At 72.5% G+C, this 21,081-nt stretch carries 23 protein-coding genes; 19 read left to right on the top strand and 4 right to left on the bottom strand.

The window, feature by feature from the left end; genetic code table 11:
* The first annotated feature begins 2 nt into the window (after nt 1-2).
* From MTR79_RS02590 to MTR79_RS02640, 11 genes are all read left to right on the top strand, one after another.
* Nucleotides 3-914 carry a type II secretion system F family protein gene (locus MTR79_RS02590; RefSeq protein WP_086699871.1) on the top strand — a complete coding sequence of 304 codons (912 nt, stop codon included), beginning with the start codon at nt 3-5 and terminating at the stop codon, nt 912-914.
* A gap of 85 nt (nt 915-999) precedes the next feature.
* Entirely contained in the window at nt 1,000-1,251 is a 252-nt protein-coding gene (locus tag MTR79_RS02595) for a hypothetical protein (RefSeq protein WP_006133157.1), read from the top strand.
* A gap of 28 nt (nt 1,252-1,279) precedes the next feature.
* Nucleotides 1,280-1,729: a TadE family protein gene (locus tag MTR79_RS02600; RefSeq protein ID WP_086699827.1), complete on the top strand. Its 450-nt coding sequence runs from the start codon at nt 1,280-1,282 to the stop codon at nt 1,727-1,729.
* Complete coding sequence (locus MTR79_RS02605; protein ID WP_048459628.1) at nt 1,729-2,157, top strand: TadE/TadG family type IV pilus assembly protein; 429 nt, start codon at nt 1,729-1,731, stop codon at nt 2,155-2,157. Before MTR79_RS02600 ends, MTR79_RS02605 begins: the two co-directional genes overlap by 1 nt.
* Before the next feature lie 107 nt (nt 2,158-2,264).
* The gene (locus tag MTR79_RS02610; protein WP_244793039.1) at nt 2,265-2,681 is read left to right on the top strand and encodes a pilus assembly protein TadG-related protein; all 417 of its coding nucleotides are present in this window, start codon (nt 2,265-2,267) and stop codon (nt 2,679-2,681) included.
* Between the two features lie 38 nt (nt 2,682-2,719).
* The gene (locus MTR79_RS02615) at nt 2,720-3,037 is read left to right on the top strand and encodes a hypothetical protein (protein ID WP_048459630.1); all 318 of its coding nucleotides are present in this window, start codon (nt 2,720-2,722) and stop codon (nt 3,035-3,037) included.
* The gene (locus MTR79_RS02620) at nt 3,034-4,461 is read left to right on the top strand and encodes a hypothetical protein (protein WP_048459631.1); all 1,428 of its coding nucleotides are present in this window, start codon (nt 3,034-3,036) and stop codon (nt 4,459-4,461) included. The genes MTR79_RS02615 and MTR79_RS02620 overlap by 4 nt, the downstream gene beginning before the upstream one ends.
* Nucleotides 4,458-5,780 (top strand): hypothetical protein, encoded by a 1,323-nt coding sequence (locus tag MTR79_RS02625; RefSeq protein ID WP_086699832.1) that lies wholly within the window; start codon nt 4,458-4,460, stop codon nt 5,778-5,780. The genes MTR79_RS02620 and MTR79_RS02625 overlap by 4 nt, the downstream gene beginning before the upstream one ends.
* Nucleotides 5,777-6,391 carry a hypothetical protein gene (locus tag MTR79_RS02630; RefSeq protein ID WP_244789021.1) on the top strand — a complete coding sequence of 205 codons (615 nt, stop codon included), beginning with the start codon at nt 5,777-5,779 and terminating at the stop codon, nt 6,389-6,391. The genes MTR79_RS02625 and MTR79_RS02630 overlap by 4 nt, the downstream gene beginning before the upstream one ends.
* Before the next feature lie 8 nt (nt 6,392-6,399).
* The gene (locus MTR79_RS02635; RefSeq protein ID WP_048459634.1) at nt 6,400-6,990 is read left to right on the top strand and encodes a hypothetical protein; all 591 of its coding nucleotides are present in this window, start codon (nt 6,400-6,402) and stop codon (nt 6,988-6,990) included.
* A gap of 360 nt (nt 6,991-7,350) precedes the next feature.
* Nucleotides 7,351-7,578: a hypothetical protein gene (locus MTR79_RS02640; RefSeq protein WP_244789023.1), complete on the top strand. Its 228-nt coding sequence runs from the start codon at nt 7,351-7,353 to the stop codon at nt 7,576-7,578.
* A gap of 43 nt (nt 7,579-7,621) precedes the next feature.
* Here the strand turns inward: MTR79_RS02640 and MTR79_RS02645 are convergent, their stop codons facing one another.
* Nucleotides 7,622-7,948, bottom strand: a complete 327-nt coding sequence (locus tag MTR79_RS02645) for a hypothetical protein (protein WP_086699836.1) — start codon at nt 7,946-7,948, stop codon at nt 7,622-7,624.
* Between the two features lie 294 nt (nt 7,949-8,242).
* Between MTR79_RS02645 and MTR79_RS02650 the strand changes: the two genes are divergently transcribed.
* From MTR79_RS02650 to MTR79_RS02670, 5 genes are all read left to right on the top strand, one after another.
* The gene (locus MTR79_RS02650) at nt 8,243-11,209 is read left to right on the top strand and encodes a BTAD domain-containing putative transcriptional regulator (protein WP_244789025.1); all 2,967 of its coding nucleotides are present in this window, start codon (nt 8,243-8,245) and stop codon (nt 11,207-11,209) included.
* Nucleotides 11,210-11,222: 13 nt separating this feature from the next.
* Nucleotides 11,223-11,960 (top strand): A24 family peptidase, encoded by a 738-nt coding sequence (locus MTR79_RS02655; protein ID WP_244789027.1) that lies wholly within the window; start codon nt 11,223-11,225, stop codon nt 11,958-11,960.
* A 68-nt stretch (nt 11,961-12,028) separates the two neighbouring features.
* Nucleotides 12,029-13,228, top strand: coding sequence for a cyclic dehypoxanthinyl futalosine synthase (mqnC, locus tag MTR79_RS02660; protein WP_086699840.1), 1,200 nt, complete (start codon nt 12,029-12,031; stop codon nt 13,226-13,228).
* 7 nt (nt 13,229-13,235) lie between these two features.
* The gene (locus MTR79_RS02665; RefSeq protein WP_244789028.1) at nt 13,236-13,835 is read left to right on the top strand and encodes a hypothetical protein; all 600 of its coding nucleotides are present in this window, start codon (nt 13,236-13,238) and stop codon (nt 13,833-13,835) included.
* A gap of 191 nt (nt 13,836-14,026) precedes the next feature.
* Nucleotides 14,027-14,722 carry a demethylmenaquinone methyltransferase gene (locus tag MTR79_RS02670; protein ID WP_086699843.1) on the top strand — a complete coding sequence of 232 codons (696 nt, stop codon included), beginning with the start codon at nt 14,027-14,029 and terminating at the stop codon, nt 14,720-14,722.
* Here MTR79_RS02670 and MTR79_RS02675 read toward each other — a convergent pair.
* A complete protein-coding gene (locus tag MTR79_RS02675; RefSeq protein ID WP_244789031.1) occupies nt 14,709-15,062 on the bottom strand; it encodes a PASTA domain-containing protein in 354 nt (117 codons plus the stop codon). The genes MTR79_RS02670 and MTR79_RS02675 overlap by 14 nt on opposite strands.
* Nucleotides 15,063-15,173: 111 nt before the next feature.
* Nucleotides 15,174-15,680: a GNAT family N-acetyltransferase gene (locus MTR79_RS02680; RefSeq protein WP_102639724.1), complete on the bottom strand. Its 507-nt coding sequence runs from the start codon at nt 15,678-15,680 to the stop codon at nt 15,174-15,176.
* A 98-nt stretch (nt 15,681-15,778) separates the two neighbouring features.
* Between MTR79_RS02680 and MTR79_RS02685 the strand changes: the two genes are divergently transcribed.
* On the top strand, nt 15,779-17,062 hold the full coding sequence (locus MTR79_RS02685) for a geranylgeranyl reductase family protein (RefSeq protein WP_244789033.1): 1,284 nt from the start codon (nt 15,779-15,781) through the stop codon (nt 17,060-17,062).
* 167 nt (nt 17,063-17,229) lie between these two features.
* Complete coding sequence (locus MTR79_RS02690; RefSeq protein WP_244789035.1) at nt 17,230-18,915, top strand: hypothetical protein; 1,686 nt, start codon at nt 17,230-17,232, stop codon at nt 18,913-18,915.
* 260 nt (nt 18,916-19,175) lie between these two features.
* Here MTR79_RS02690 and MTR79_RS02695 read toward each other — a convergent pair whose 3' ends face one another.
* On the bottom strand, nt 19,176-20,006 hold the full coding sequence (locus MTR79_RS02695; protein WP_048459646.1) for a C40 family peptidase: 831 nt from the start codon (nt 20,004-20,006) through the stop codon (nt 19,176-19,178).
* Nucleotides 20,007-20,720: 714 nt separating this feature from the next.
* Here MTR79_RS02695 and MTR79_RS02700 point away from each other — a divergent pair.
* Nucleotides 20,721-21,080 carry an NADH-quinone oxidoreductase subunit A gene (locus MTR79_RS02700; RefSeq protein WP_007490928.1) on the top strand — a complete coding sequence of 120 codons (360 nt, stop codon included), beginning with the start codon at nt 20,721-20,723 and terminating at the stop codon, nt 21,078-21,080.
* Nucleotide 21,081: the final 1 nt, after the last annotated feature.

The raw sequence follows: 21,081 nt of genomic DNA on the forward strand, positions 1-21,081 counted from the left end.
CCATGCCGGTGGTCGTCGGCGCGGTCGTCGGACTGGGGATCTACGTCCTGGTGCGGGCGCTGATGCCGACCCGGCGCAGTGCCCTCTCCCAGGTCGCCCGGATCGACGCGATGCGGGCGCGCGGCTCGGCGTACGAGTCGGCGCGGCCGGCCGCGCAGGAGACCGGGCGCTTTGGATCGCTGCGGGCCCAAGTGGGCGTCAAGGTCGCCGAGTTCTACCAGCAGCAGGGGTGGGAGCAGCGGTCCCTGCGCGCCGACCTGGCCGTCCTGGAGCGCAGCTGGGAGAAGTTCCTGGCGACCAAGGTGCTGCTGGCGGTGGCGGGTCTGTTCTTCGGGCCGTTCCTGTTCGCCATCGTCTGGCAGCTCGGCTTCGGCAGCAGCCCGGTCATCCCCGTGTGGCTGGCGCTGCTGTGCGCGGTGCTGTTCTTCGTGCTGCCCGACCTGGAAGTGCGCCGGGACGCCGCCGAGAAGCGGCGCGACCTGCGCCGGGTGATCGGCGCGTACCTGGACCTGGTGTCGATGAGCCTGGCCGGCGGCCGAGGTCTGCCCGAGGCGCTGATGGCGGCGGCCGAGGTGTCCGACGGCTGGGCCACGCAGCGGATCCGCAACGCGCTCGCCGACGCCCGGATCACCGGCCTCAGCCAGTGGCAGGCGTTGGGCCAGCTCGGGGAGGAGCTGGGCGTGGAGGAGCTGAAGGACCTCTCCGCCTCGCTGGCCCTCGTCGCGGACGACGGCGCGAAGGTACGGGAGTCCCTCGCCTCGCGCGCCGAGACCATGCGTCACCGCGAACTCGCCGAGATCGAGGGCAGCGCGGGCGAGAAGTCCCAGTCGATGCTCGTGGCGCAGCTGCTGCTGTGCGCGGGGTTCCTGGTGTTCCTGATCTTTCCGGCGGCGATGCGGGTGTTCCAGGTGTGAGATACCGGACCGGTGAGCCGCGAACCGCGGACCGCGCGCCGTACGTCAGAACTTCCGTGAACCGAATTCGAGAGGACAACGCGTCATGAACGGACGTACCTTCCACACCGGCATCCCCGCCGTGGACTTCCTGGTCACCTTCATGCGGGCGCGCGTCGAGCGGGCGCGCTCCGGCGAACTGGACCGCGGTGCCTCCGCGGTGGAGTGGGTCATCATCTCGGCCGTCGTCGTGGCGATCGTCGGCGTGGTGGCCGCGATCATCAACGCCGCCCTGAGCGAGGGCGCCAACAAGGTCGGCGACTGCATCAAGGGCGCGGACGCGGGCAAGACCTGCTGACCGCACGAACCTTCTCGACGTGACGGGGATGCCGGTGCGCGTACGCAGCTGGGTACGCCGACGGGTGGAGGCCGCCTCCGCCCGCGGCGATTCCGGCATGACCGCGATCGAGTTCGTCTTCCTCACGCCCGTCCTGTTCTTCATGATCTTCGCGACGGTGCAGTTCGCGCTGTACTTCTTCGCCGATCACGTCGCCCAGGCGGCGGCGCAGGCGGGCGCGCGCAAGGCGCGGGCCACGGCGGACGCCGAACCGGGCGGCTGGCGGGGCGAGGCACGGGACGTGGTGGACAGCTACATCCGGCAGCTGGGCCCGCAGCTGGTCATCGCCCCGGACGTGAAGATGCTCCAGCCGGAGCAGAACACGGTCGGCGTGGAGATCACCGCGCGCATCCCGACGGTGTTCCCGGGCCTGGACCTGACGGTGCACGCGCAGTCGGTGGGGCCGGTGGAGCGGTTCGTGCAGGAGGGGGAGAACTGATGCGCCGTTCCCTTCCGCGCGCCGTCCGGCAGGACTCCGGCGACCGGGGTCTGTCCACCGTCGAGGTCGTCATCCTCGCGCCGGTCATGATCCTGTTCATCCTCGTCCTGGTGGCCTTCGGGCAACTGGTCGACGGACGCGGCGCGTTGGACGGGGCGGCGCGGGACGCGGCGCGTGCGGGGTCGATCCAGAAGGACCACGCGACGGCGATGGCCGAGGCGCGGGCGGCGGCGGAGGCCAACCTCGAGGACGTCTGCTCCGGCCCGGTGACCGTCGTCCAGACCAGCCAGGGCTTCGAACCGGACACCCTGTTCAGCGTTCAGGTGAGCTGCGAGGTGCGGGGCCTCGCCATGCTGGGCCTGGACATCCCGACGACGCTCACCGCGAGCTTCAGCTCGCCGCTCGACCCGTACCGGAGGACGGCGTGAGGGCACGCGTATCCCAAGGCGGCGCACGCGCACCGGAGTTGGGTCCGCACGCACCCGTACCTTCGCGCGCACGCGTCCGGACCTGGCTCGCGGACCGCGCCCGGCGGCTGGACGACCGCGGCTCGGGCGCCGGCGCGGTCATCATCTTCGCGCTGGTCTTCCTCTCCCTGGCGGCCTTCGTCATCGACGGCGGCATGTCGATCTCCAAGCGGGAGCGCGCGGCGGACATCGCGGAACAGGCGGCCCGCTACGCCGCCCAGGACATCGACCGCGAGGCCCTCTACGACAACGAGGGCGGCCCCGCCCCCATCAATTTCCAGAACTGCGACGCCCGCGTGAAGGCCTTCGCCCGCGAGATGGACATGTCCGGCCCCGACATCGCCGCCACCCACTGCGTGACGACGACGGTCGACGCCGTCGAGGTCGAGGTCCAGCTCACGTACTCGCCCGTCTTCACGGGGATGTTCTACGGCGGCGACGTGGTGGTGCGGGGGCAGGCGGTCGCGGAGAACGAGGTCGGCTGACGCCGCACCGGCCGGACGGCACGGGCAAGGAGGACACGGTGGGAGACCAGGAAGCCGACATCGCGCGGATCAAGGAGACCGCCCGCTCGCTCGGGCGCATCCGCGACACCTTCGCCGAACGCGCCAACCCCGCCGAGGGGTACGGCGTCGACGACCTCGGCTCGGACAAGATCCTGGACGCCTTCGACACCTTCGCCGACAACTGGAAGATCCACCGCAGACAGCTCACCGAGGAGCTGGAGAAGCTGCACGGGATCACCAAGTCCGCCGCCCAGTCGTACGAGACCCTCGACCACGAGCTCGCCGAGGCGCTCCGGCGCACCGACAAGGACCAGCCGAAGGGAGCGGGCCGATGACCGCCAGACCGGCCGCCCACCGCTGGGCCGTGCTCGACGAGTCCGCCGACCCGATACCCGGGGACCCGGAGACCGTCGCCCGGCTCGGACGGCAGCTGCGCAAGACCGCCGAGGCCATCGACAAGGAGGCCCGCGAGATCGAGGCGCTGGCGTCGGTGGAGAACTGGAAGGGCAAGACCGCCACGGAGTTCCGCGGCGCCGCCGAGGGCGCGAGCGGCAAGCTGCGCAAGGCGTTCAAGCGGTACGACGAGGCCGCGCAGGCGCTCGGCACCCAGGTGCGCGAGGGCGTGTGCAGCAACGAGTTCGCCTCGGAGCTGCACCGCGCCCAGCAGATGGCCGACCAGGCGCTGAAGGACGCCGAGCAGGCCGACGAGAGCCTGGGGAGCGCGCGCCGGGCCCTGGACGGGCTGCCGGACGACACCCCGGACGACGACCCGGACCGCGAGCGGCACACCGACCGGCAGAAGGCGGCGACGTCCGCACTGGCCGACGCGAAGAAGGCGCTGGCGGCGGCCAAGGGCATCCGTGACCGCGCCGCGCAGGCGGCCGCCGACGCGATCCACGACGTCATCGAGAACGACGGGCTGAAGGACGGCTGGAAGGACAAGTTCAAGAACTGGGTCCACGAGAACGCCGGCTGGCTCAAGGAAATCTCCAAATGGGCGGGACGCATCGCCCTCTGGGCCGGGGTGGCGGCGCTCGCGCTCGGCTGGATCCCCGTCATCGGCCAGGCGATCGCCGTCGTCGCGAACGCCGTCGCGCTGGTCGCCAGCGTCGTCGCCCTGGCGACCGACCTGGTGCTGGTGCTCGGCGGTGAGGGCAGCTGGAAGTCCGTCATCCTGGACGCCGTCGGTGTCGCCACCTTCGGCCTCGGCCGGGCCGCGATGGCGGGCGCCAAGGGCGTGGCCGCCGGCGGCAAGGCGCTGGCCCGCAGCAACCTCTACAAGAACGCCGTGCGGTCCGGCATGAAGACCAACAAGGCGTGGAACCTCGCCAACCGCGGCGCGCAGGGGTCGGTCCGCGGCAAGGACGCGGCCCGCGCCATGGCCACCATGCCCAAGGGCAAGCTGCCGAACTGGAGCAACCTCAAGGAGGGCTTCAGCCCGTCCGCCCTGGCCCGGGATACGGTCGACGGCGTGAAATCCATCCGCAACGCCTTCTCCCGGGAGGGCTGGCGTGAGGGGCTGAGCGGCATGGCGGCCCCCCGGTCCGCCGGCACCCTGGACCCGGACCTCGCCCGCACGGCCGCCGGGCTCGACGGCATCGCCCCGGCCGCCCGCGAGTTCCCCGCGGTCAGCAACGCCCTGAACAACTTCACCGGCCAGACCAACGTCTGGGCGGGCTCCACCGCCACCGGTGTGCTCGCCGGCTCCGAGGGCGCCTACGGCGCGGTGACCTCGGTCGCCGACAAGGTCACCCCGTGACCGAGGCGCCCGCTCTCCGGCCGGCCGCGGGGCGCGGTCCCGGGCTCGAACGGTGTCACGGCTCACGGCTGTCCGTGGAGGACGGCGCGCTCGTGCTGCGCGCCCGGGGCCGTACCCGCCGGGTGCCGGTCGGGGACGGCGGTGTCGCCCGCGCGGTGTTCGTCGACGCGGCGCCCGCGGACGCCGGACGCGACGAGCCCGGCCGTCCCGACGCCTGGGGCGAGGTGCGGCTTCAGGACCGGGACGGGGCGCAGGTCGCCCGCATCCCCCTCGGTGACTGGCTGCCGGAGGCGCCCGCGCTTCCGGAGCGTGCCGTGCAGGGGGAGCAACTGCTGGAGCGTACGGGCGTGGCCGGGCTGCTGAAGGCCGCGGGCGTGCCGCTGCACGTCGCGCGGGACCGGAGCGACCCTCGGGCAGGTTCGGGGAAGGGAGGCGTCTCCCTCGGGCCAGGCCCCGCATTCCCGCTCTGGTACTGGTGCGTGCGCGGCGTCGCCGGGACGCTGTGGTTCTCCGCCTTCACCGTGGTCGTCTTCTCCGACACCGTGCCCGGCCGGCTCGTGCTGCTGCTCGCCCTCACCGCCCTGTGCGGGCCGGTGGCGCGGCTGGCGCTGCGCGCCTGGACCCGGCTGCGGGCAGGGCGCCGCCGGGTGACGGTCCTCGAACGCGTCACGCCCGACCCGGCGCCCGGGAGCGGGGCCACGGTCCGGTTCCTGCGGGACACCGAGGTGCGGGTGCAGGACCGCGATCTGGTGCTGCGGGACCTCGGCGGCCAGGAGTACTGGTTCCCCCGCACAGGCGCGCACGCGGTGACGCGGCTGGTGAAGGTGCTCGACGGGACCGGACGGCCGGTCGGGGCGGAGTTGCGGGGGCCGGGCGAGCAGGTACGGGCGGTGTTCCCCTGGGACCTGTGGTTCGGCGGCGCGGACGGCGCCGACGGGTGGTCGCGGTTGTGCGGCGCCCCGGGCCTCGCGGTGTCCGAACGCCGGCTCGGCGGGAAGCGGACCTGGCCGAAGGGACCGGTGCTGGGCACCGGGCTGCTGCCCCGCACCGGCCGGGACGCCCGCCGGATGGCACGCTTTCCCGGCACGGCGGCGGGAGTCTCGTCGACCGCCGTCATGGCCTTCGGGAACCTCTTCTCCGTGATCCAGGGCATCCGCGTCGCCGGCACGGCGCCCGGACCCGCGGCCGTCGCCGTGGCCGCGGGGGCGCTCGGTCTCGTCCTGCAGGCCGTGCCGTACGCCGTGCACGAACTGCGCGGACGGCTGGTGCTCGACCGGACCGCGGCGGAGCGTACGACGAACGAGGAGGCCCGGCGATGACGACCCGACCCGAGCACGACGGACCACCGTCCGACTACCGACTCCTGCTGCCCGACGGCTGGTTCCGGATCCTCCTCGACCCCGAACAGCGGGACCGGTCGGTCGACGCGCTGGTGGAACGCCGCTTCCAGGGCGTCGACAACGCCCCGCACCTCAAGGACGAGATGCGCGCGGATCTGCGCCGCCGGGCCGCCGAGGCCTACCGCGGCGGCGGCATCGAGCTGTACCTCAGCTTCCAGGAGGCCGGACCGCTCACCGTCCCCGCCTCGCTGCTGGTGAGCCTCGCCCCGCTGCGCGGCCCCGAGCCGCTGTCGCCGCACGACCTCGCGGCGGCGTTCGCGAAGGGCGCGGAACCGGACGAGGACGACACGAAGGTGAGCGTCGAGGAGCTCGCCGCCGGCACCGCCGTACGCGTCCGGTCCACCACGCGGCCCACCGAGCGGGAGCGGCGGGACGGGCAGCGTGCCTCCGTCGCGGTGGAGTACCACGTGCCCGTCCCCGGCAGCGCCCAGTACCTGCTGCTCACCTTCTCCACCCCGCTGGAACCCGTCGCCGACGCCATGGCCGGCCTCTTCGACGCCATCGCCTCCTCGCTGACCTGGACGGAGTGAACCCGCCGATGACCGACGACCTGTCGACGTTGGGCCTGGAGTGCTCGGAGGACTGGGTGCCGTTCCCGGTGACCGGCACGATCGACCTGTCCTACTGGGCCAGGTACCAGGCGGAGGAGCTCGTCGAGCGGTACGCGCGCGACGGGGAGAAGGGCAACGCCCGGGCGCTCGCCCGCGATCTGGAACGCGCGGCGGCCGACAGCCGGAGCCGGGAGCCGCTGGGCGCGTTCGGCTGGTACATCAGCGGGCACCGGACCGTGGCCGCGGTGCTGGAACTGGACGCGATCCACCCCGACGAGACGTACCCCGAGGTGACCCTCGACCTGCTCGCCGAGTCGATGTCCGCGACGGACTTCGGGCCGCCGGACGTCCGCCGCGTGCGGCTGCCGCTGGGGGACGCCGTACGCATCCGGCAGAACCTCGTCGAGGAGCGCAAGCGGCTGTTCGGGCCGCGTCCGGTGGTCCGCACCCTCTTCCACGGCGTCCGCCCGCCGACGACCGACGCGGCCGTCACCCTGATGGTGTCCTGGACCGAACCGGTCCTCGACGAACCCCTCGAAGGCATCGTGGACGGCATCGCGCGGACGCTGAAGCTCTGAGCGGCGGGCGGCTCGACGAAGAAATCCCGGGAATCGGCACAGGGTTCACGACTACACCTCGAACTGTTTACTCGACCACGCGAATTCGCCGGCCGCGACCGCGCCGAGGGGGGATACCGATCAATTGAGTGTGAAGGGTCTGCGACCTTTCCACGCTGTTCCCGTCACACCTGTGACGTGGGGGGCGTGCGGGGGCGGGCCGCAGTCCGGACGGCGCTGGTCGGGCGCATCTCCGCGTGCTTTGATCAGGTGGTGCTGTTCGTTCGTCGTGGACCGGGGATTTCCCTGGTCCGACCTTCCGTGACGGAAATCGACGGACATTCCGCGACGCATTGTCCGATACGAAGGGAACGCGCCCCCATGAACCTCGCCCCCCGGGTGGAAACCGCCGAACTCTCCGACGCCGACCTGGACGGCGTCTCCGGCGGCCAGTCCGTCTCCGCCGGCTTCGACGCCGGCGCGGCCGTCGTCCTCGGCCACGGTTCCGTCGGCGTGGGTGTGTACGCCGAAGCGGGTCCCCTCAGCGTCTCCGCCGGTCTCGGCGGCTCGGTGGGCCACGCGGACGCCGTGCGCACCACGATGGTCTGAGTGCCGTACCCGGCCCCGGTCCGTTCGCGGACCGGGGCCGCACTCATTTCTTCTCCCGCTTGTCCTCCACGGTCATCTTCTCGTTGACCTGCTTGGTCAGTTCGTTCTCGAGCTTGTTGAACTCACGGACCACCGCGTCGGACATGTCGGCGAGCGCGTCGAGCTGCTGCGTGATGTCCTCGCGCCCGTCCTCCCAGTTCGACTCGAAGTCGGACAGCGCGTCGTTGACGCTGCCGTCGCCGATGTCGTCCTTGTACGAGTCGAAGAGCTTCTTCGTGTGGTTCATCCGCTTCTTCAGCGACCGCAGGCGGCGCCCGTAGTCCTCCAGATCGGACAGCGGAAGCGCGAGATCGCTCTTTCCCTCACCCATGTGAACTCCCCCTCGGAATCCCGCGGCCGGCCCTCACCTTTCAGCAGGGTACGGCTTGGGCCGGGCCGGACGTCCAGCCCGAGCCGCGGACGTGAGGTGAGGCCGAGGGGACGGCAGGGTTGCCCCTGCTGCGAGTGCGCCGTGGCCGCGTGAGGGCGTTCGCGGCCACAGTGCGCCGCGTCGGACGGGCCGCCGACGCGGAGAGCGGCCGTACCCCTTCGACTGCGGCCATTCGAGTCAATAAGATCCCCGTAGTCCCGATGACCCCTTCCTCCCACACCCAGGACACCCGCCATGCCGCGACGCCGCAGTCCCAGCCCGTCCAGCTCGACGGCTCCGAGGAACCGCACGCCGCAGCCGGTGCGGGTGCGCCGGCGGACGTTCGGGGACTTCGTGAAGGCGTTCCTCGCGTTCGTGGCGCTGGCCGTGCTGCTCGTCGGGGTGCCGGTGGCGCTGGCGATGACGGCGGGATGGCCGTTCCCGGAGACGTTCGAGCCGATGGAGTGGCTCAAGCAGGACATCTCCGTCTCGACGTTCCTCTCCATCCTCACGTTCGTCGTCTGGCTCGCCTGGGCGCAGTTCACCGCTTGTGTGCTGGTGGAGATGAAGGCCGCGCTGTCGGGCGTCGGCGTGCCGGGGCGGGTGCCCGGGGCCGGGCCGAGCCAGCTGCTCGCCCGGCAGCTCGTCGCCGCGCTGCTGCTCGTCGGCGCGACCGCCGCCAGCTTCACGCCCTCGCTCGCGCAGCTCGGCCAGACCTACGACGACAACCAGCGGCCCACCGTGGCCGCCGCCCAGCAGACGCCGGGTCTCTTCGCCCAGCAGCAGGAGCAGGCGGCCGGCACCGCGGCCGCGGTCGCCGAACAGGCCTCGCACACCGAGGCGGCGCCCGCCGCCAAGAAGCAGGGCGACACGAAGTTCTACCGGATCCAGCCGCCGGAGGGGCGTCACCACGACTCCCTGTGGGAGATCGCCGAGCGCCACCTCGGCGACGGCCGCCGCTACAAGGAGATCTTCGAGCTCAACAAGGACCGTGCGCAGCCGGACGGTTCGCGGCTGTCCGAGGCCAGTCTGATCCGGCCCGGCTGGATCATGGAGATGCCCGGCGACGCGCGTGGCGGCGACCTCGTCGAGATGCCGGACGACGCCCCCGAGGTGTCGCCCGAGGTGCGCCAGCAGATCAGCGACTACGCCAGAACCGGCGACGGGGCCCAGGAACAGGGCGGCGACCAGGCACAGGGCAGCGGCGACGAAGGCAGCGGCGGCGGCACCGCCCACGTCGACCTGCCCCAGCAGCGCCCCGCCCCCGGGACCGGCCACGCCGACCTCCAGCGCCCCGCGCCGGACCAGGTCGCCACGCCCGCCCAGGACTCCTCGTCCTTCGGGCTGCCCGAGGCCCTGCTGACCGCGCCCCTGCTCGCCGCCGGTCTGCTCGGGGCGCTCGGTCACCGGCGCCGCCAGGCCCTGTGGCAGTCGGCGTTCGCCGGCATCGGCGGCCGGCGCGGCATGGAGCCGCCCACGCCCACCGGCGACGCCCTCGACGTGCAGGACGCGCTGCTGGTCGGCGCCGACCCCGAGGGCGTAAGACTGCTGGACCGGTCGCTGCGCGGGCTCGCCGCGTCGCTGGCCGCCGAGTCCCGTCCGCTGCCCACGGTCTACGCGGCCTGGATGAGCAACGGCGACCTGCACCTCCAGCTCGCCCAGCCGTCCGGCAAGCCGCCGTCCCCGTGGCAGCTCGGGCAGGACCAGACGTTCTGGATGCTGGCCCGCGCCGACGCCGAGACGTACGAGGACGTCGACACGGCCGCGCCCTACCCCGGCCTGGTCAGCCTCGGCACGATGGACGACTCCCGGCTGCTGCTCAACCTGGAGTCGGTCCCCGGCATCGTGTCGCTGAGCGGCCGTGAGGAGGACCGCGCGGCGGTGTTCGCGTCCGTCGCCGCCGAACTCGCGACCAACGGCTGGTCGGACCGTATGACCATCACCCTCGTCGGGTTCGGCGAGGACCTCACCGCCCTCGCGCCCAGCCGGCTGCGCCACCTCGACGGCATCGAGGCGCTGATCGAGACGATGGAGGCGGAGACCCGACAGCGGCGCGGCGCGCTCGGCGCCGCCGGCCACGACTCCGTGCTCACCGGCCGCACCGGCCCCGCCCAGCACACCCGTTGGGCCCCGCACCTGGTGCTGCTGGCCGCCGAGCCGTCCCCCGAGGACGCGATGACGCTCGCCGAACTCGCCGCCGACGCGAGCCGCCTCGGCATCGGCTACCTCGTCGGCACCGGCAGCGGTGATCTGCCGGGCGCCGCCTGGGAGATGGAGATCACCGGCGAGGGCCGGCTGCTCGCCCCGCTGCTCGGCCTCGAACTCGACGCGCAGCTCCTGCCCGCCGCCGAGCGGCGCGCGGTTGTCGAGCTGTTCACCGACGCCGACCCGGAGCACGGCCCCGACGGGCCCGGCACCACCCCGCCGTTCCTCGTCGACATCAGCGAGCAGGGCCGGCCCGCGGTGTACGCGCGGCTGGTCGGACCGTACGAGATCATCGGCCTGGAGACGCCGGACGGCGAGCGGAGCGCGCTGCTGCACGAGGCGCTGGCGCTGCTGCTCCTGCACCGTGAGGGCGTGCATCCGCGGGTGCTGTCCTCCGCGCTGTGGCCGCGCGGCGTCACCGACGACGTGCGCGAGGCGCTCCTGGACCGGCTGCGGGACTGGCTGGGCACCGACCCCGACGGCACCCCGCGGCTGCGCACCGACGACGCCGGCCGGCTCACCCTCGCCAAGTCCGTGGTGTCCGACCTGGACGTGCTGCGTTCGCTGTACCACGAGGCGACGCGGGGCAAGGGCGTCGACAGCCGTGCGGTGCGCGGGCGGCTGCTCACCGACGCGCTGGTGCTGGTGCGCGGCCCGCTCCTCGCCGACCGGCCCGAGGGCCGCTACCGCTGGCTGACCCACGAGATCGTCGACGCGCAGCTCCCGCTGCTCGTCGCGGACACCGGGCTGGCGCTCGCCGAGTTCCACATGGAGAAGAACCGCGCGGAGAAGGCCATCGAGGCGCTGAACGCCGCGCTGCGCACCGCCCCGTCCGACGAGCGGCTGTGGAACGAGCTGCTGCGCGCCACCCACGCCCTGGACGACCCGGAGCGGCTCACCGCCCTCGCGTCCGACCTGCTGACCCGCAGTGGGGCGCGCGGGCTGCCGCCCCGCACCGAGGCGCTGCTCGACGAACTGCTGCCGACGTGGCGCGACGCCGTCGCGGCGGCCGGCTGAGCGGCCGTACGGAATGACCGACGGGCTGGAGTACGCGCTGGTCGCCGTCGCCGCGCTGTGGGGCGCGGCGGCCGGCGCGCTGTTGCCCCGCGCCGCCCACCGGTTCGCCGTCCCGGCCGGGGAGGAGTGGCGCACGGCGTGCCCGCGGGGGCACCCGCTCACCGGCTGGCTCGGCCCGGCCCGCTGCCGGGCGTGCGCGGGAGCCCCGTACGGATCGGGCGCCGCCGTCCCCGTGACGGTCACCGCGCTGGTGTGCGCGGCGCTCGCCGCCGCGACCGGGACCCGGCCGGAGCTGGCGGTGTGGCTGCTGCTGGCGCCGGCGGGCGTGCTGCTCGCCATGGTCGACTTCCGGGTGCAGCGGCTGCCCGACCCGCTCACCCTGCCGTTCGCCGCGACCGCCCTGGCGCTGCTGGGCCTGACCTCGCTGGTCCCCGAGCACGCCGGGGAGTGGACGACCGCCATCTTCGGCGCGCTCGCGCTCGGCGCCGGCTACTTCGCGCTGTTCCTGATCAACCCGGCCGGGATGGGCTTCGGCGACGTGAAGCTGGCGCTCGGCGCGGGCGCGGTCCTCGGCTGGTACGGCTGGCCCACCGTGCTGCTCGGCACCCTCGCCGGGTTCCTGTGCGGGGCGCTGTACGGCGGCGCGCTCGTCGTCGCCCGCAAGGCGGGCCGCAAGACGTCGATCCCCTTCGGCCCGTTCCTGATCAGCGGGGCCTTCGCGGGTCTGCTGATCGGCGCGTACACGGCCTGACGTCAACGGGTCCAACCGGCTGACGTACGCTGATTCCGTCCGTCCACACCCCTGCGAAAGGGACACCGGTGACCGAGAAGGCCGACCTTCAGCCCGTCCTCGACCGTGCCGCCGCCGGTGGGCGGATCACCCCCGAAGAGGCCCTGGTCCTCTACCGCGACGCCCCGCTGCACGCTCTGGGCTCCGCCGCCGACGCGGCTCGCCGCCGCCGGTACGCGGGCACCGAGCACATCGCCACGTACATCATCGAGCGGAACATCAACTACACGAACGTGTGTGTCACGGCGTGCAGGTTCTGCGCGTTCTACGCGGCCCCCAAGGACACCGCCAAGGGCTGGACCCGCGACCTCGACGACATCCTGCGCCGCTGCGCGGAGACCGTGGAACTGGGCGGCACGCAGATCATGTTCCAGGGCGGCCACCACCCGGACTACGGCGTCGAGTACTACGAGAAGCACTTCGCGGCCATCAAGAAGGAGTTCCCGCAGCTCGTCATCCACAGCCTGGGGGCGAGCGAGGTCGAGCACATGGCGCGGATCTCGAAGGTGAGCGTCGAGGAGGCGATCACGCGGATCCACGCGGCCGGTCTCGACTCCTTCGCCGGCGCCGGCGCCGAACTGCTCCCGGAGCGTCCGCGCAAGGCGATCGCCCCGCTGAAGGAGTCCGGCGAGCGCTGGCTGGAGATCATGGAGATCGCCCACAACCTGGGCGTGGAGTCCACCTCCACCATGCTGATGGGCACCGGCGAGACCAACGCCGAGCGGATCGAGCACCTGCGGATGATCCGCGACGTGCAGGACCGCACGGGCGGCTTCCGGGCGTTCATCCCGTACACGTACCAGCCGGAGAACAACCACCTGAAGGGCCGCACCCAGGCCACGCTCTTCGAGTACCTGCGGATGATCGCCGTCGCCCGGGTCTTCCTGGACAACGTGGCGCACATCCAGGGCTCCTGGCTGACCACCGGCAAGGAGGTCGGCCAGCTCTCCCTGCACTACGGCGCGGACGACCTCGGCTCGATCATGCTCGAGGAGAACGTGGTCTCCTCGGCCGGCGCCAAGCACCGCTCCAACCGGCTGGAGATCATCGACCTGATCCGCAAGGCGGACCGGGTCCCGGCGCAGCGCTCCACGACGTACGAGCACCTGGTGGTGCACGACGACCCGGCGAACGACCCGGTCGACGACCGCGTGGTCTCGCACATCTCGTCCACCGCCATCGAGGGGGGCACGGCCCACCCGGAGCTGAAGCTCCTGCCCGCCAACTGACCGGCCCGTGCTGACCCTTCACGTCGCCGAGGCCTCACCCGGGACCGCCGTCCTGGTCGACGGCGCGCACCTCGCGGCCGTCGGCCCCTACGACGAACTGGCCGCCGCGCACCCCGACGCCCGGGTGCGGCGGTGGCCCGGCATCCTGACACCCGGCCTGCTCAACCCGTACGGTCCGGAACTGCTGGAGCAGGCCTACCACCCCGACCCGCGCGAGGCCGACCGGCTCGGCACCGAGCCGCTGTTCGGGCTGCGGGCGCGAGCCCTCCTCGCCTCCGCGCCCACCGCACGGGGCGCCAGCGCGCGCCGCGGGGTGCAGCGCCTGCTGGCCCACGGGACGGTCGCGGTCGCCGGGGAGATCCGCGGGCGTGAGGCCCTGGACGCGGTGCGCAGGGCGGGACTCGCCGTCGGGGCCCGCCCGGCCACGCTCCCCGGGACCCCGTCGCTCTCCCCGGTGCCGCTGGTGCTGCTGCCGGCCCTCACCGCCGGGGGCCCCGCCCGGTTCGCGGTGTTCGACGTGCCGGACCGCGACGCCCTGGTCCGGCAGGGCGCGTCCACCTGCGTGGCCACCGTGGTCGGCGGCCGCCTGGTCCACCGGCGCCGCTGACCCCACGGCCGGCGGTCCTCACCCCGCCAACGTGTCCCCGAACGCGCCGGGGATTCCGGGCGGACGGCCGGGTTCGTGTGCTCCCGGGCGGAACTCACACGGTACGCGGTACCGGTCGCCGGGAGGGGAGGCCGTACGGCCCGGGACGAGCCGACGCCTGTGCCGGACGGGCGGGCTGCAAGAATGACCCCGTGACCCGCGCATCCCTGGACAAGCAGCCGCACGAAGTCGCCTCGATGTTCGACGACGTCGCGGAACGGTACGACCTGACCAACGACGTGCTGTCCCTCGGACAGGACCGGCGCTGGCGCAAGGAGGTCGCGGAGGCGGTCGACGCCCGTCCCGCGCAGAAGGTCCTGGACCTGGCGGCCGGCACCGGCACCTCCTCCCTGCCCTTCGCCCGCACCGGCGCCTACGTCGTGCCCTGCGACTTCTCCCAGGGCATGCTCCGGGTCGGCAAGCGGGCCAACGCCTGGCTGCCGTACACGGCGGGCGACGCGACCCGGCTGCCGTTCAAGGACGACGTGTTCGACGCCGTCACCATCTCCTTCGGCCTGCGCAACGTGCAGGACACCGACGCGGCGCTGCGCGAGATGCACCGGGTGACCCGGCCCGGCGGGCGCATCGTCATCTGCGAGTTCTCGCACCCGACGTGGACGCCGTTCCGCACGGTCTACACCGAGTACCTGATGCGGGCGCTGCCGCCCGTCGCCCGCGCGGTGTCGTCGAACCCGGACGCGTACGTCTACCTCGCCGAGTCCATCCGCGCCTGGCCCGACCAGCCCGCGCTGGCCGAGCGGCTGAAGGGCGCCGGCTGGTCCAAGGTGGCCTGGCGCAACCTCACCGGCGGCGTGGTGGCACTGCACCGGGGCTTCAAGGAGAGCTGAGCACCACCAGCGGCACCCCCGTTCCCGGTTCCTCCAGCTCGCGCCGCAGCCCGCCCGGCGGCGGCAGCGGACCGCGTGGCTCGCGCACCCCTCCGCCGCCCTCGCCCTCGCCGAAGTCCAGCCACACGTGCACCACGGAGTGGCGGGGCACGGGCGTGCCGGGCTGCGGGTACTGACGGACCACGTAGTCCACGACGGTGTGCGGGAAGTCCGGCCGGCCGGGCGCGTCGACGACCAGGCCCCGCGCGCGGGCCGACTCGCGCGCGTCGACGGCCATCAGCCCGACCAGGCGCGGCACGCGCACGTCGCCGGTCCCGTGTCCCTCGGGTGTCATACGCATGGACGTCACCCCCAGCGGTACCGGCAGGGTAGGCCGGGGGAGCGCCCGACGGAAGCACTGCGTGATGATCCGTGACAAAATGCCACTCAGCGTAACCGCAGGAGGGGTGTGTCAGAGGTCCAGGCGGTAGACGTGGGCCTCGACCTCGGACACGGGCGTCGTGAGCGTCTCCGCGAGCCGCATGCCCAGCCGCCGTGTCACCGCGATCGAGCGGGAGTTGCCGGCCTTCACCAGCGCCACCACGTCCGTCAGGCCCGCCGCCCGCACCCGGTCCAGCGTCTGCAGGGCCGCCGCCGTGACGTAGCCCTTGCCCCAGTGCTCGCGGGCGAGCCGCCAGCCGATCTCGATCTCGCCCGTGGGGCCCCACTCGCGCTCCCAGGGCTGGGCGCCGGTGAAGCCGATGACCTGTCCGTTCTCGTCGAGGATGCTCCACAGGCAGAAGCCCAGCTCGGCGTCGTGCCGCCGCTGGCGGGCGGTGAGTTCCTCGTAGACCGACAGCTCCGCCGGCCGGCCGCCGTGGAACTCCATGACGTCGGGGTGGGCGAAGACGCGGTGCCAGGTGACGGCGTCCTCGTCGGTGGGAACCCGCAGCCGTACGGCGGGGAGTGCTCGGTTCACGGGGCAGCCCTTCAGCCGGGTGATCACGTCCGCTGAATAGACTGCCTGTGTCCAGTGCCGGTCGGCACGAAGATTTCGAACTCTGGGGAGATCCCGCCGTGACCGAGCCCCTCTCCGACAACACCGCAGATGTGATCGTCGTGGGCGCGGGGCCAGCCGGCTCCACCACCGCCTACCACCTGGCCCGGTCCGGCCTCGACGTCCTCCTGCTGGAGAAGACCGAGTTCCCGCGCGAGAAGGTGTGCGGCGACGGCCTGACCCCGCGCGCCACCAAACAGCTCGTGGCGATGGGCATCGACATCTCCGAGGAGGCCGGCTGGCTGCGCAACAAGGGTCTGCGCATCATCGGCGGCGGCGTCCGCCTCCAGCTCGACTGGCCGGATCTCGCCTCCTTCCCGGACTACGGGCTCGTGCGCAAGCGCGACGACTTCGACGAGCAGCTCGCCCGGCAGGCGCAGAAGGCGGGCGCCCGGCTGTACGAGCGGTGCAACGTGGGCGCGCCGGTCATCGACGACCGCACCGGCCGCATCACGGGCGTCAAGGCCAAGCTCGGCGAGGAGAAGCGGGAGGTCACCTTCCACGCCCCGCTGGTGGTGGCCGCCGACGGCAACTCCACCCGGCTGTCCCTCGCGATGGGCCTGCACCGGCGCGAGGACCGCCCGATGGGCGTCGCCGTGCGCACGTACTTCACCTCGCCCCGCCACGAGGACGACTACCTGGAGTCCTGGCTGGAGCTGTGGGACCGGCGCGGCCCGCAGGACCGGCTGCTGCCCGGCTACGGCTGGATCTTCGGCATGGGCGACGGCACCTCCAACGTCGGCCTCGGTGTGCTCAACACCTCCGACTCCTTCAAGGAACTGGACTGGCGAGAGGTGCTCAAGGCCTGGTGCGCGTCCATGCCGGAGGACTGGGGCTACACCCCCGAGAACATGACCGGCCCGATCCGCGGCGCCGCGCTCCCCATGGCCTTCAACCGCCAGCCGCACTACACGCGCGGCCTGCTGCTCGTCGGCGACGCGGGCGGCCTGGTGAACCCGTTCAACGGCGAGGGCATCGCCTACGCGATGGAGTCCGGGCAGATCGCCGCCGAGGTCATCGTGCAGGCGCACGCGCGGTCCACCCCGGCCCAGCGGGAGATCGCCCTCCAGCGCTACCCGCGCGTCCTGAAGGACACCTACGGGGGCTACTACACGCTCGGCCGCGCCTTCGTGAAGCTCATCGGCAACCCGAAGGTCATGCAGATCGCCGCCCAGCGCGGCCTGACGCACCCGATGCTGATGAAGTTCACGCTGAAGCTGCTCGCCAACCTGACCGACCCGACCGGCGGCGACGCGATGGACCGCATCATCAACGGCCTGAGCAAGGTGGCCCCGAAGGCGTGAACCAGCGGGCGCGCGACCGGAGTCGGCGGGCATGTCCGGCATCTCCGGACGCGGTGCCGGATCGTGATCGTCGTGTGACGCGTCCGTGAACAACTGATCGACTCCGGGCGGTGTCGAACGGGACGTGACCCAGCCGGGCACGTCTCGTTCGACGAAAGAGCCTTTTCATGACACAGCAGGCGAGACGGCTGCGCGCGCGGCTCGCGGCGCTGGGGGCGGCAGGCGCCACGGCGCTGGCCGCGGCCGGGGTCCAGGGCGCGGCCCATGCGGCCGAGGCACCCCTCCCGGTGGTGATCACGGGCGAGGACCGGGTGGACCTGTCCCTCCACTCGGACAACGGCGACCCCACGGAGCCGCAGGTCGACCTGCGGATCGACGTCCCGGGCGAGGAGTTCGAGGGCGACGGCGAGGTCCCGTCGGTGCACCGCGGGGAGTACACGATCCGCATCGACGCCCGTGGGCTGAAGGGCGTCGCGCGGGCCGACCTGCCCTGTGAGGCCGACGGCCTGGTCGCGGTGTGCACGGGCTACGACCTGTACGCGGGCACGACCTTCAACCGCGTCGGCGGCATCCGGCTGGACCTCTCCGACGACAGCGAGGCCGGCGACACCGGGAAGATCGTCGTCACCGGCGAGGGTGAGGGCCTGGACTTCACGCCGCTCACCGTCGACGTGCGCGTCGGCGGCCCGGAGCTGCTGAACCGTGAACTCTCCCTGCCCAAGGACCTGAAGGCCGGCGAGACCTTCGAGCCGCCGCTGGGCGTGATGAACGTCGGCGGCCTGCCGTCCGAGGGCGCGGTGCTGCGGCTGTACGGCTCGCGCGGGCTGTCCTTCCCGGACGACTTCGGCAACTGCTCCTCGTCCGTGGTGGACACCGGCCCGCTGCTGCGTCAGCACACCGAGGTGCTCTGCACCTTCCCCGGCACCCTCGACGCGGGAGCGGCGTACTCCCCGGCCGGTCCGGTGCGGGTGAGGACCGCGGACTTCGCGCTGCACGACATCTTCTCCTACTCGTTCCGGCCCCTGGAGCCGGGTGAGGCGGAGACCCTGCACCGGGGTGAGGGCCGCCGGCAGGGCAGCGGTCCCGACCTGACGCTGGAGCGTGCCGGGGAGGCGGACCCGGCGCAGTACACCAGGTACGCCGAGCTGGACCTGCCGACGACCAACACCTACGACCTGGCGCTCACCGGCGCCTCCGCGTCCGGCGAGGCCGGGGACACGGTCACGGCGGAGATCGGGTTCGCCAACAACGGACCGGCCTGGATCAGCGCGCTCCGCTCCGGCGGGGAGCCGTTCTCCTTCACGGTGGTCGCGCCCGAGGGGGCGACCGTCACGACGGCGCCCAAGCAGTGCCGGGCCATCACCGTCGACGGCAGCGTGCCCGGCCACCGCTGCTCGGTGGCGACCCCGCTGCTGGAGGACGCCCGGCTCACCTTCCCGTTCGAGCTGCGCGTCGACGAGGTCGTGGAGGGCGCCAGGGGGCGGGTGGCGATGCCCGACTGGGACAACCCCTTCGACTCCGACCCGTCGAACGACGTCGCGTGGATCGTGCTGAACGCCCCCGGCGAGCCGGGCGACGACGGCACGGGCGGCTCCGACGGCGGCCCCTCGGGCGACCCGTCGGCCCCCGGCTCCGGTGACGGTGACGGCTCCGGCGGCGGCACGGACGACGACGGCACCGACCCCGCGTCCGGCGGCGGTCCGGGCGACGACGCCGACGGCGGTCTGGCGCTCACCGGCGCCCAGGGTGTGGGCCTGCTCAGCGGCGCCGCGGTGCTCGCAATGGGGCTCGGCGCGGCCGTCGTGGCGTACCAGCGCCGCCGTGCCGGCCGTGACGGAGAGGCAGCCGTCTGACGCACGCGTCGCTGTGACGCCCCTGTGGGGGCCGGAGTCCGCCTCGGCGGACCGCCGGCCCCCGTCGTGGTTCCGGGGTCCCGTGAGGGCCTGTCACGGGGCGCGGCGGACGGCGCGACAGCTCCGGGCGCACCGTCAACGCGCGCGATTCGGGGTGCAATTCGGGCAATACGGTGATCTTGCCCCGGCGGGCGGGCCGGAGAGCACGGAGGGCCGCCGCCTCGGTGAGGCAGCGGCCCTTCGGTCCGTGAAGGCGTGGATCAGAGCACGCGGACGGCGCCCGACGCCGGGTAGCCGGAGAGGTCCTGGATGACGACGCCCTTCGAGGGGTTGGCGGCGTCCAGGTACTGGCCGTTCCCGATGTAGACGCCCACGTGGTACGCGGAGCCCTTGCCGCCCCAGTACAGGATGTCGCCGGCCTGGATCTGCGACAGCGGGATGTCGGTGCCCACCATCGACTGGTCCTGGGAGACGCGCGGCAGGTCCACACCGACCTGCTTGAACGCGGCCTGCACCAGGCTGGAGCAGTCCCAGGCGTTGGGGCCGGTGGCGCCCATGACGTAGGCGTCGCCCACCTGCGCCTGGAGGAAGGCGAGGACGGTCCCGACGCTGCCGCTGGACGGCGCGGAGACGCTCGCGGTCGCGGTCGTGGTGAGCGAGGGGCGCTCGGCGTCACGCGCCGCGCGCTCGGCCGCCGCCTGGCGGGCCTCCTCGGCCGCCTTCTTCCTCGCCTCGGCCTTCTTCTTGGCCTCCGCCAGGTCCGCCTTGGCCTGCTTCGCGGCCTCGGCGGCCGCCGCGTCACGCTCGGCCTGCAGCTGGTAGTTCGCGGCCGCCTGCTGGGTGGCGTCCGCGGACTGGGCGACCTGGGCGGCCAGGTCGGCCGTCAGGGTGGGCAGTTCAAGGGTCTGCGTCACCGGCTCGGCCGCGCTGGCCGCGCTGGACGCCCCGGCCACTGCCAGGGTGCTGAGGACGCCACCGGCAACTCCGGCCCGCACGGCGATCGTGGAGGTCGCGGTGCGGCGGGGCTTCCGGTGGCTGCGTATGTGAGCGGTGTGGGACATGGGAACAACCGGTACCAGGGGCTGCTTCATATCTTCAAGAAACGTGTGCTGCGCCACAGTTGTTCAATCGGGGCCCCAAATTCCCCGCCCGACCCCCTCCTTTGACGCCACAACGGACATTGCGGGCGGCCGTGACCGGGCCGTGATCACGCACTTTCATCGTTACGCCCGAATTGCTCCCCGCTTACCACCGGTTGAGGTGGTTGGCCAAGCCCCGCTCCTGAGGGGTCCTCAGAAGTGTGATGGACGTCACGGAACGACTGGGGCCCTCAGGGCGTCCCTCGGCCACCTCGGACTTCGTGAACGCGTGCACACGTCCACATCGCGCCTCGCGGCCCCCCTGACGTGTGAACGCGGCCTCTATCAAGGCAACCTGCTCAGCGCCAATTTGCATGCAGAGGAATCGTCTTGATATGGAGACTCCCCCTTCGAGGCCCCTCTGAGCTGCGTCGACCGGTCAAGATGTCACCTTTCGTGATCGCGTGGATGCTTGACGTGTGAAGATCACCGCTCATCCGACTTCATGATCGTTCGTCAGGTGGTGGAGATCACAAAGCTTGTGCAATGCCCCGTGTCGCAGATCACAGACCCACAGGCATAAGATGCGGAGCGGTTGGGCTTGTGACCTGCTTCACATGTTCTCGATCTTCGCCGGGGCGGGCGTGGTTCGAGGGGCGTATGGGGCGCGAGTGAGCCCGATGCAAACCGCCAGCAGTCAGTGCCGACTGAGAGGAGCGAGGAGCGGTGAACGCGTATGCGCCCATCCTCGTACTGGGAGCCCTCGGGGCAGGCTTTGCGATCTTCTCCGTGGTCATGGCCACGCTGATCGGTCCGAAGCGGTACAACCGGGCGAAGCTCGAGGCCTACGAGTGCGGAATCGAGCCGACCCCCACGCCGGCCGGCGGCGGGCGCTTCCCCATCAAGTACTACCTGACGGCGATGCTCTTCATCATCTTCGATATCGAGATCGTCTTCCTCTACCCCTGGGCCGTCACCTTCGACGCCCTGGGGCTTTTCGGGCTCGTGGAGATGCTGCTCTTCGTGCTCACCGTCTTCGTCGCGTACGCGTACGTATGGCGGCGCGGCGGCCTGGAATGGGACTGAG

Source organism: Streptomyces sp. BJ20 (assembly GCF_022869105.1).
In the GTDB taxonomy this organism is placed as follows: Bacteria; Actinomycetota; Actinomycetes; order Streptomycetales; family Streptomycetaceae; genus Streptomyces; species Streptomyces griseoincarnatus.

Coding starts and splice junctions, on each gene's coding strand:
- MTR79_RS02605 (WP_048459628.1), top strand. CDS start 1,729: ATGCGCCGTTCCCTTCCGCGCGCCGTCCGGCAGGACTCCGGCGACCGG.
- MTR79_RS02645 (WP_086699836.1), bottom strand. CDS start 7,948: ATGGGTGAGGGAAAGAGCGATCTCGCGCTTCCGCTGTCCGATCTGGAG.
- MTR79_RS02590 (WP_086699871.1), top strand. CDS start 3: ATGCCGGTGGTCGTCGGCGCGGTCGTCGGACTGGGGATCTACGTCCTG.
- MTR79_RS02595 (WP_006133157.1), top strand. CDS start 1,000: ATGAACGGACGTACCTTCCACACCGGCATCCCCGCCGTGGACTTCCTG.
- MTR79_RS02695 (WP_048459646.1), bottom strand. CDS start 20,006: ATGAAGCAGCCCCTGGTACCGGTTGTTCCCATGTCCCACACCGCTCAC.
- MTR79_RS02620 (WP_048459631.1), top strand. CDS start 3,034: ATGACCGCCAGACCGGCCGCCCACCGCTGGGCCGTGCTCGACGAGTCC.
- MTR79_RS02690 (WP_244789035.1), top strand. CDS start 17,230: ATGACACAGCAGGCGAGACGGCTGCGCGCGCGGCTCGCGGCGCTGGGG.
- MTR79_RS02630 (WP_244789021.1), top strand. CDS start 5,777: ATGACGACCCGACCCGAGCACGACGGACCACCGTCCGACTACCGACTC.
- MTR79_RS02600 (WP_086699827.1), top strand. CDS start 1,280: ATGCCGGTGCGCGTACGCAGCTGGGTACGCCGACGGGTGGAGGCCGCC.
- MTR79_RS02650 (WP_244789025.1), top strand. CDS start 8,243: ATGCCGCGACGCCGCAGTCCCAGCCCGTCCAGCTCGACGGCTCCGAGG.
- MTR79_RS02655 (WP_244789027.1), top strand. CDS start 11,223: ATGACCGACGGGCTGGAGTACGCGCTGGTCGCCGTCGCCGCGCTGTGG.
- MTR79_RS02635 (WP_048459634.1), top strand. CDS start 6,400: ATGACCGACGACCTGTCGACGTTGGGCCTGGAGTGCTCGGAGGACTGG.
- MTR79_RS02640 (WP_244789023.1), top strand. CDS start 7,351: ATGAACCTCGCCCCCCGGGTGGAAACCGCCGAACTCTCCGACGCCGAC.
- MTR79_RS02675 (WP_244789031.1), bottom strand. CDS start 15,062: ATGCGTATGACACCCGAGGGACACGGGACCGGCGACGTGCGCGTGCCG.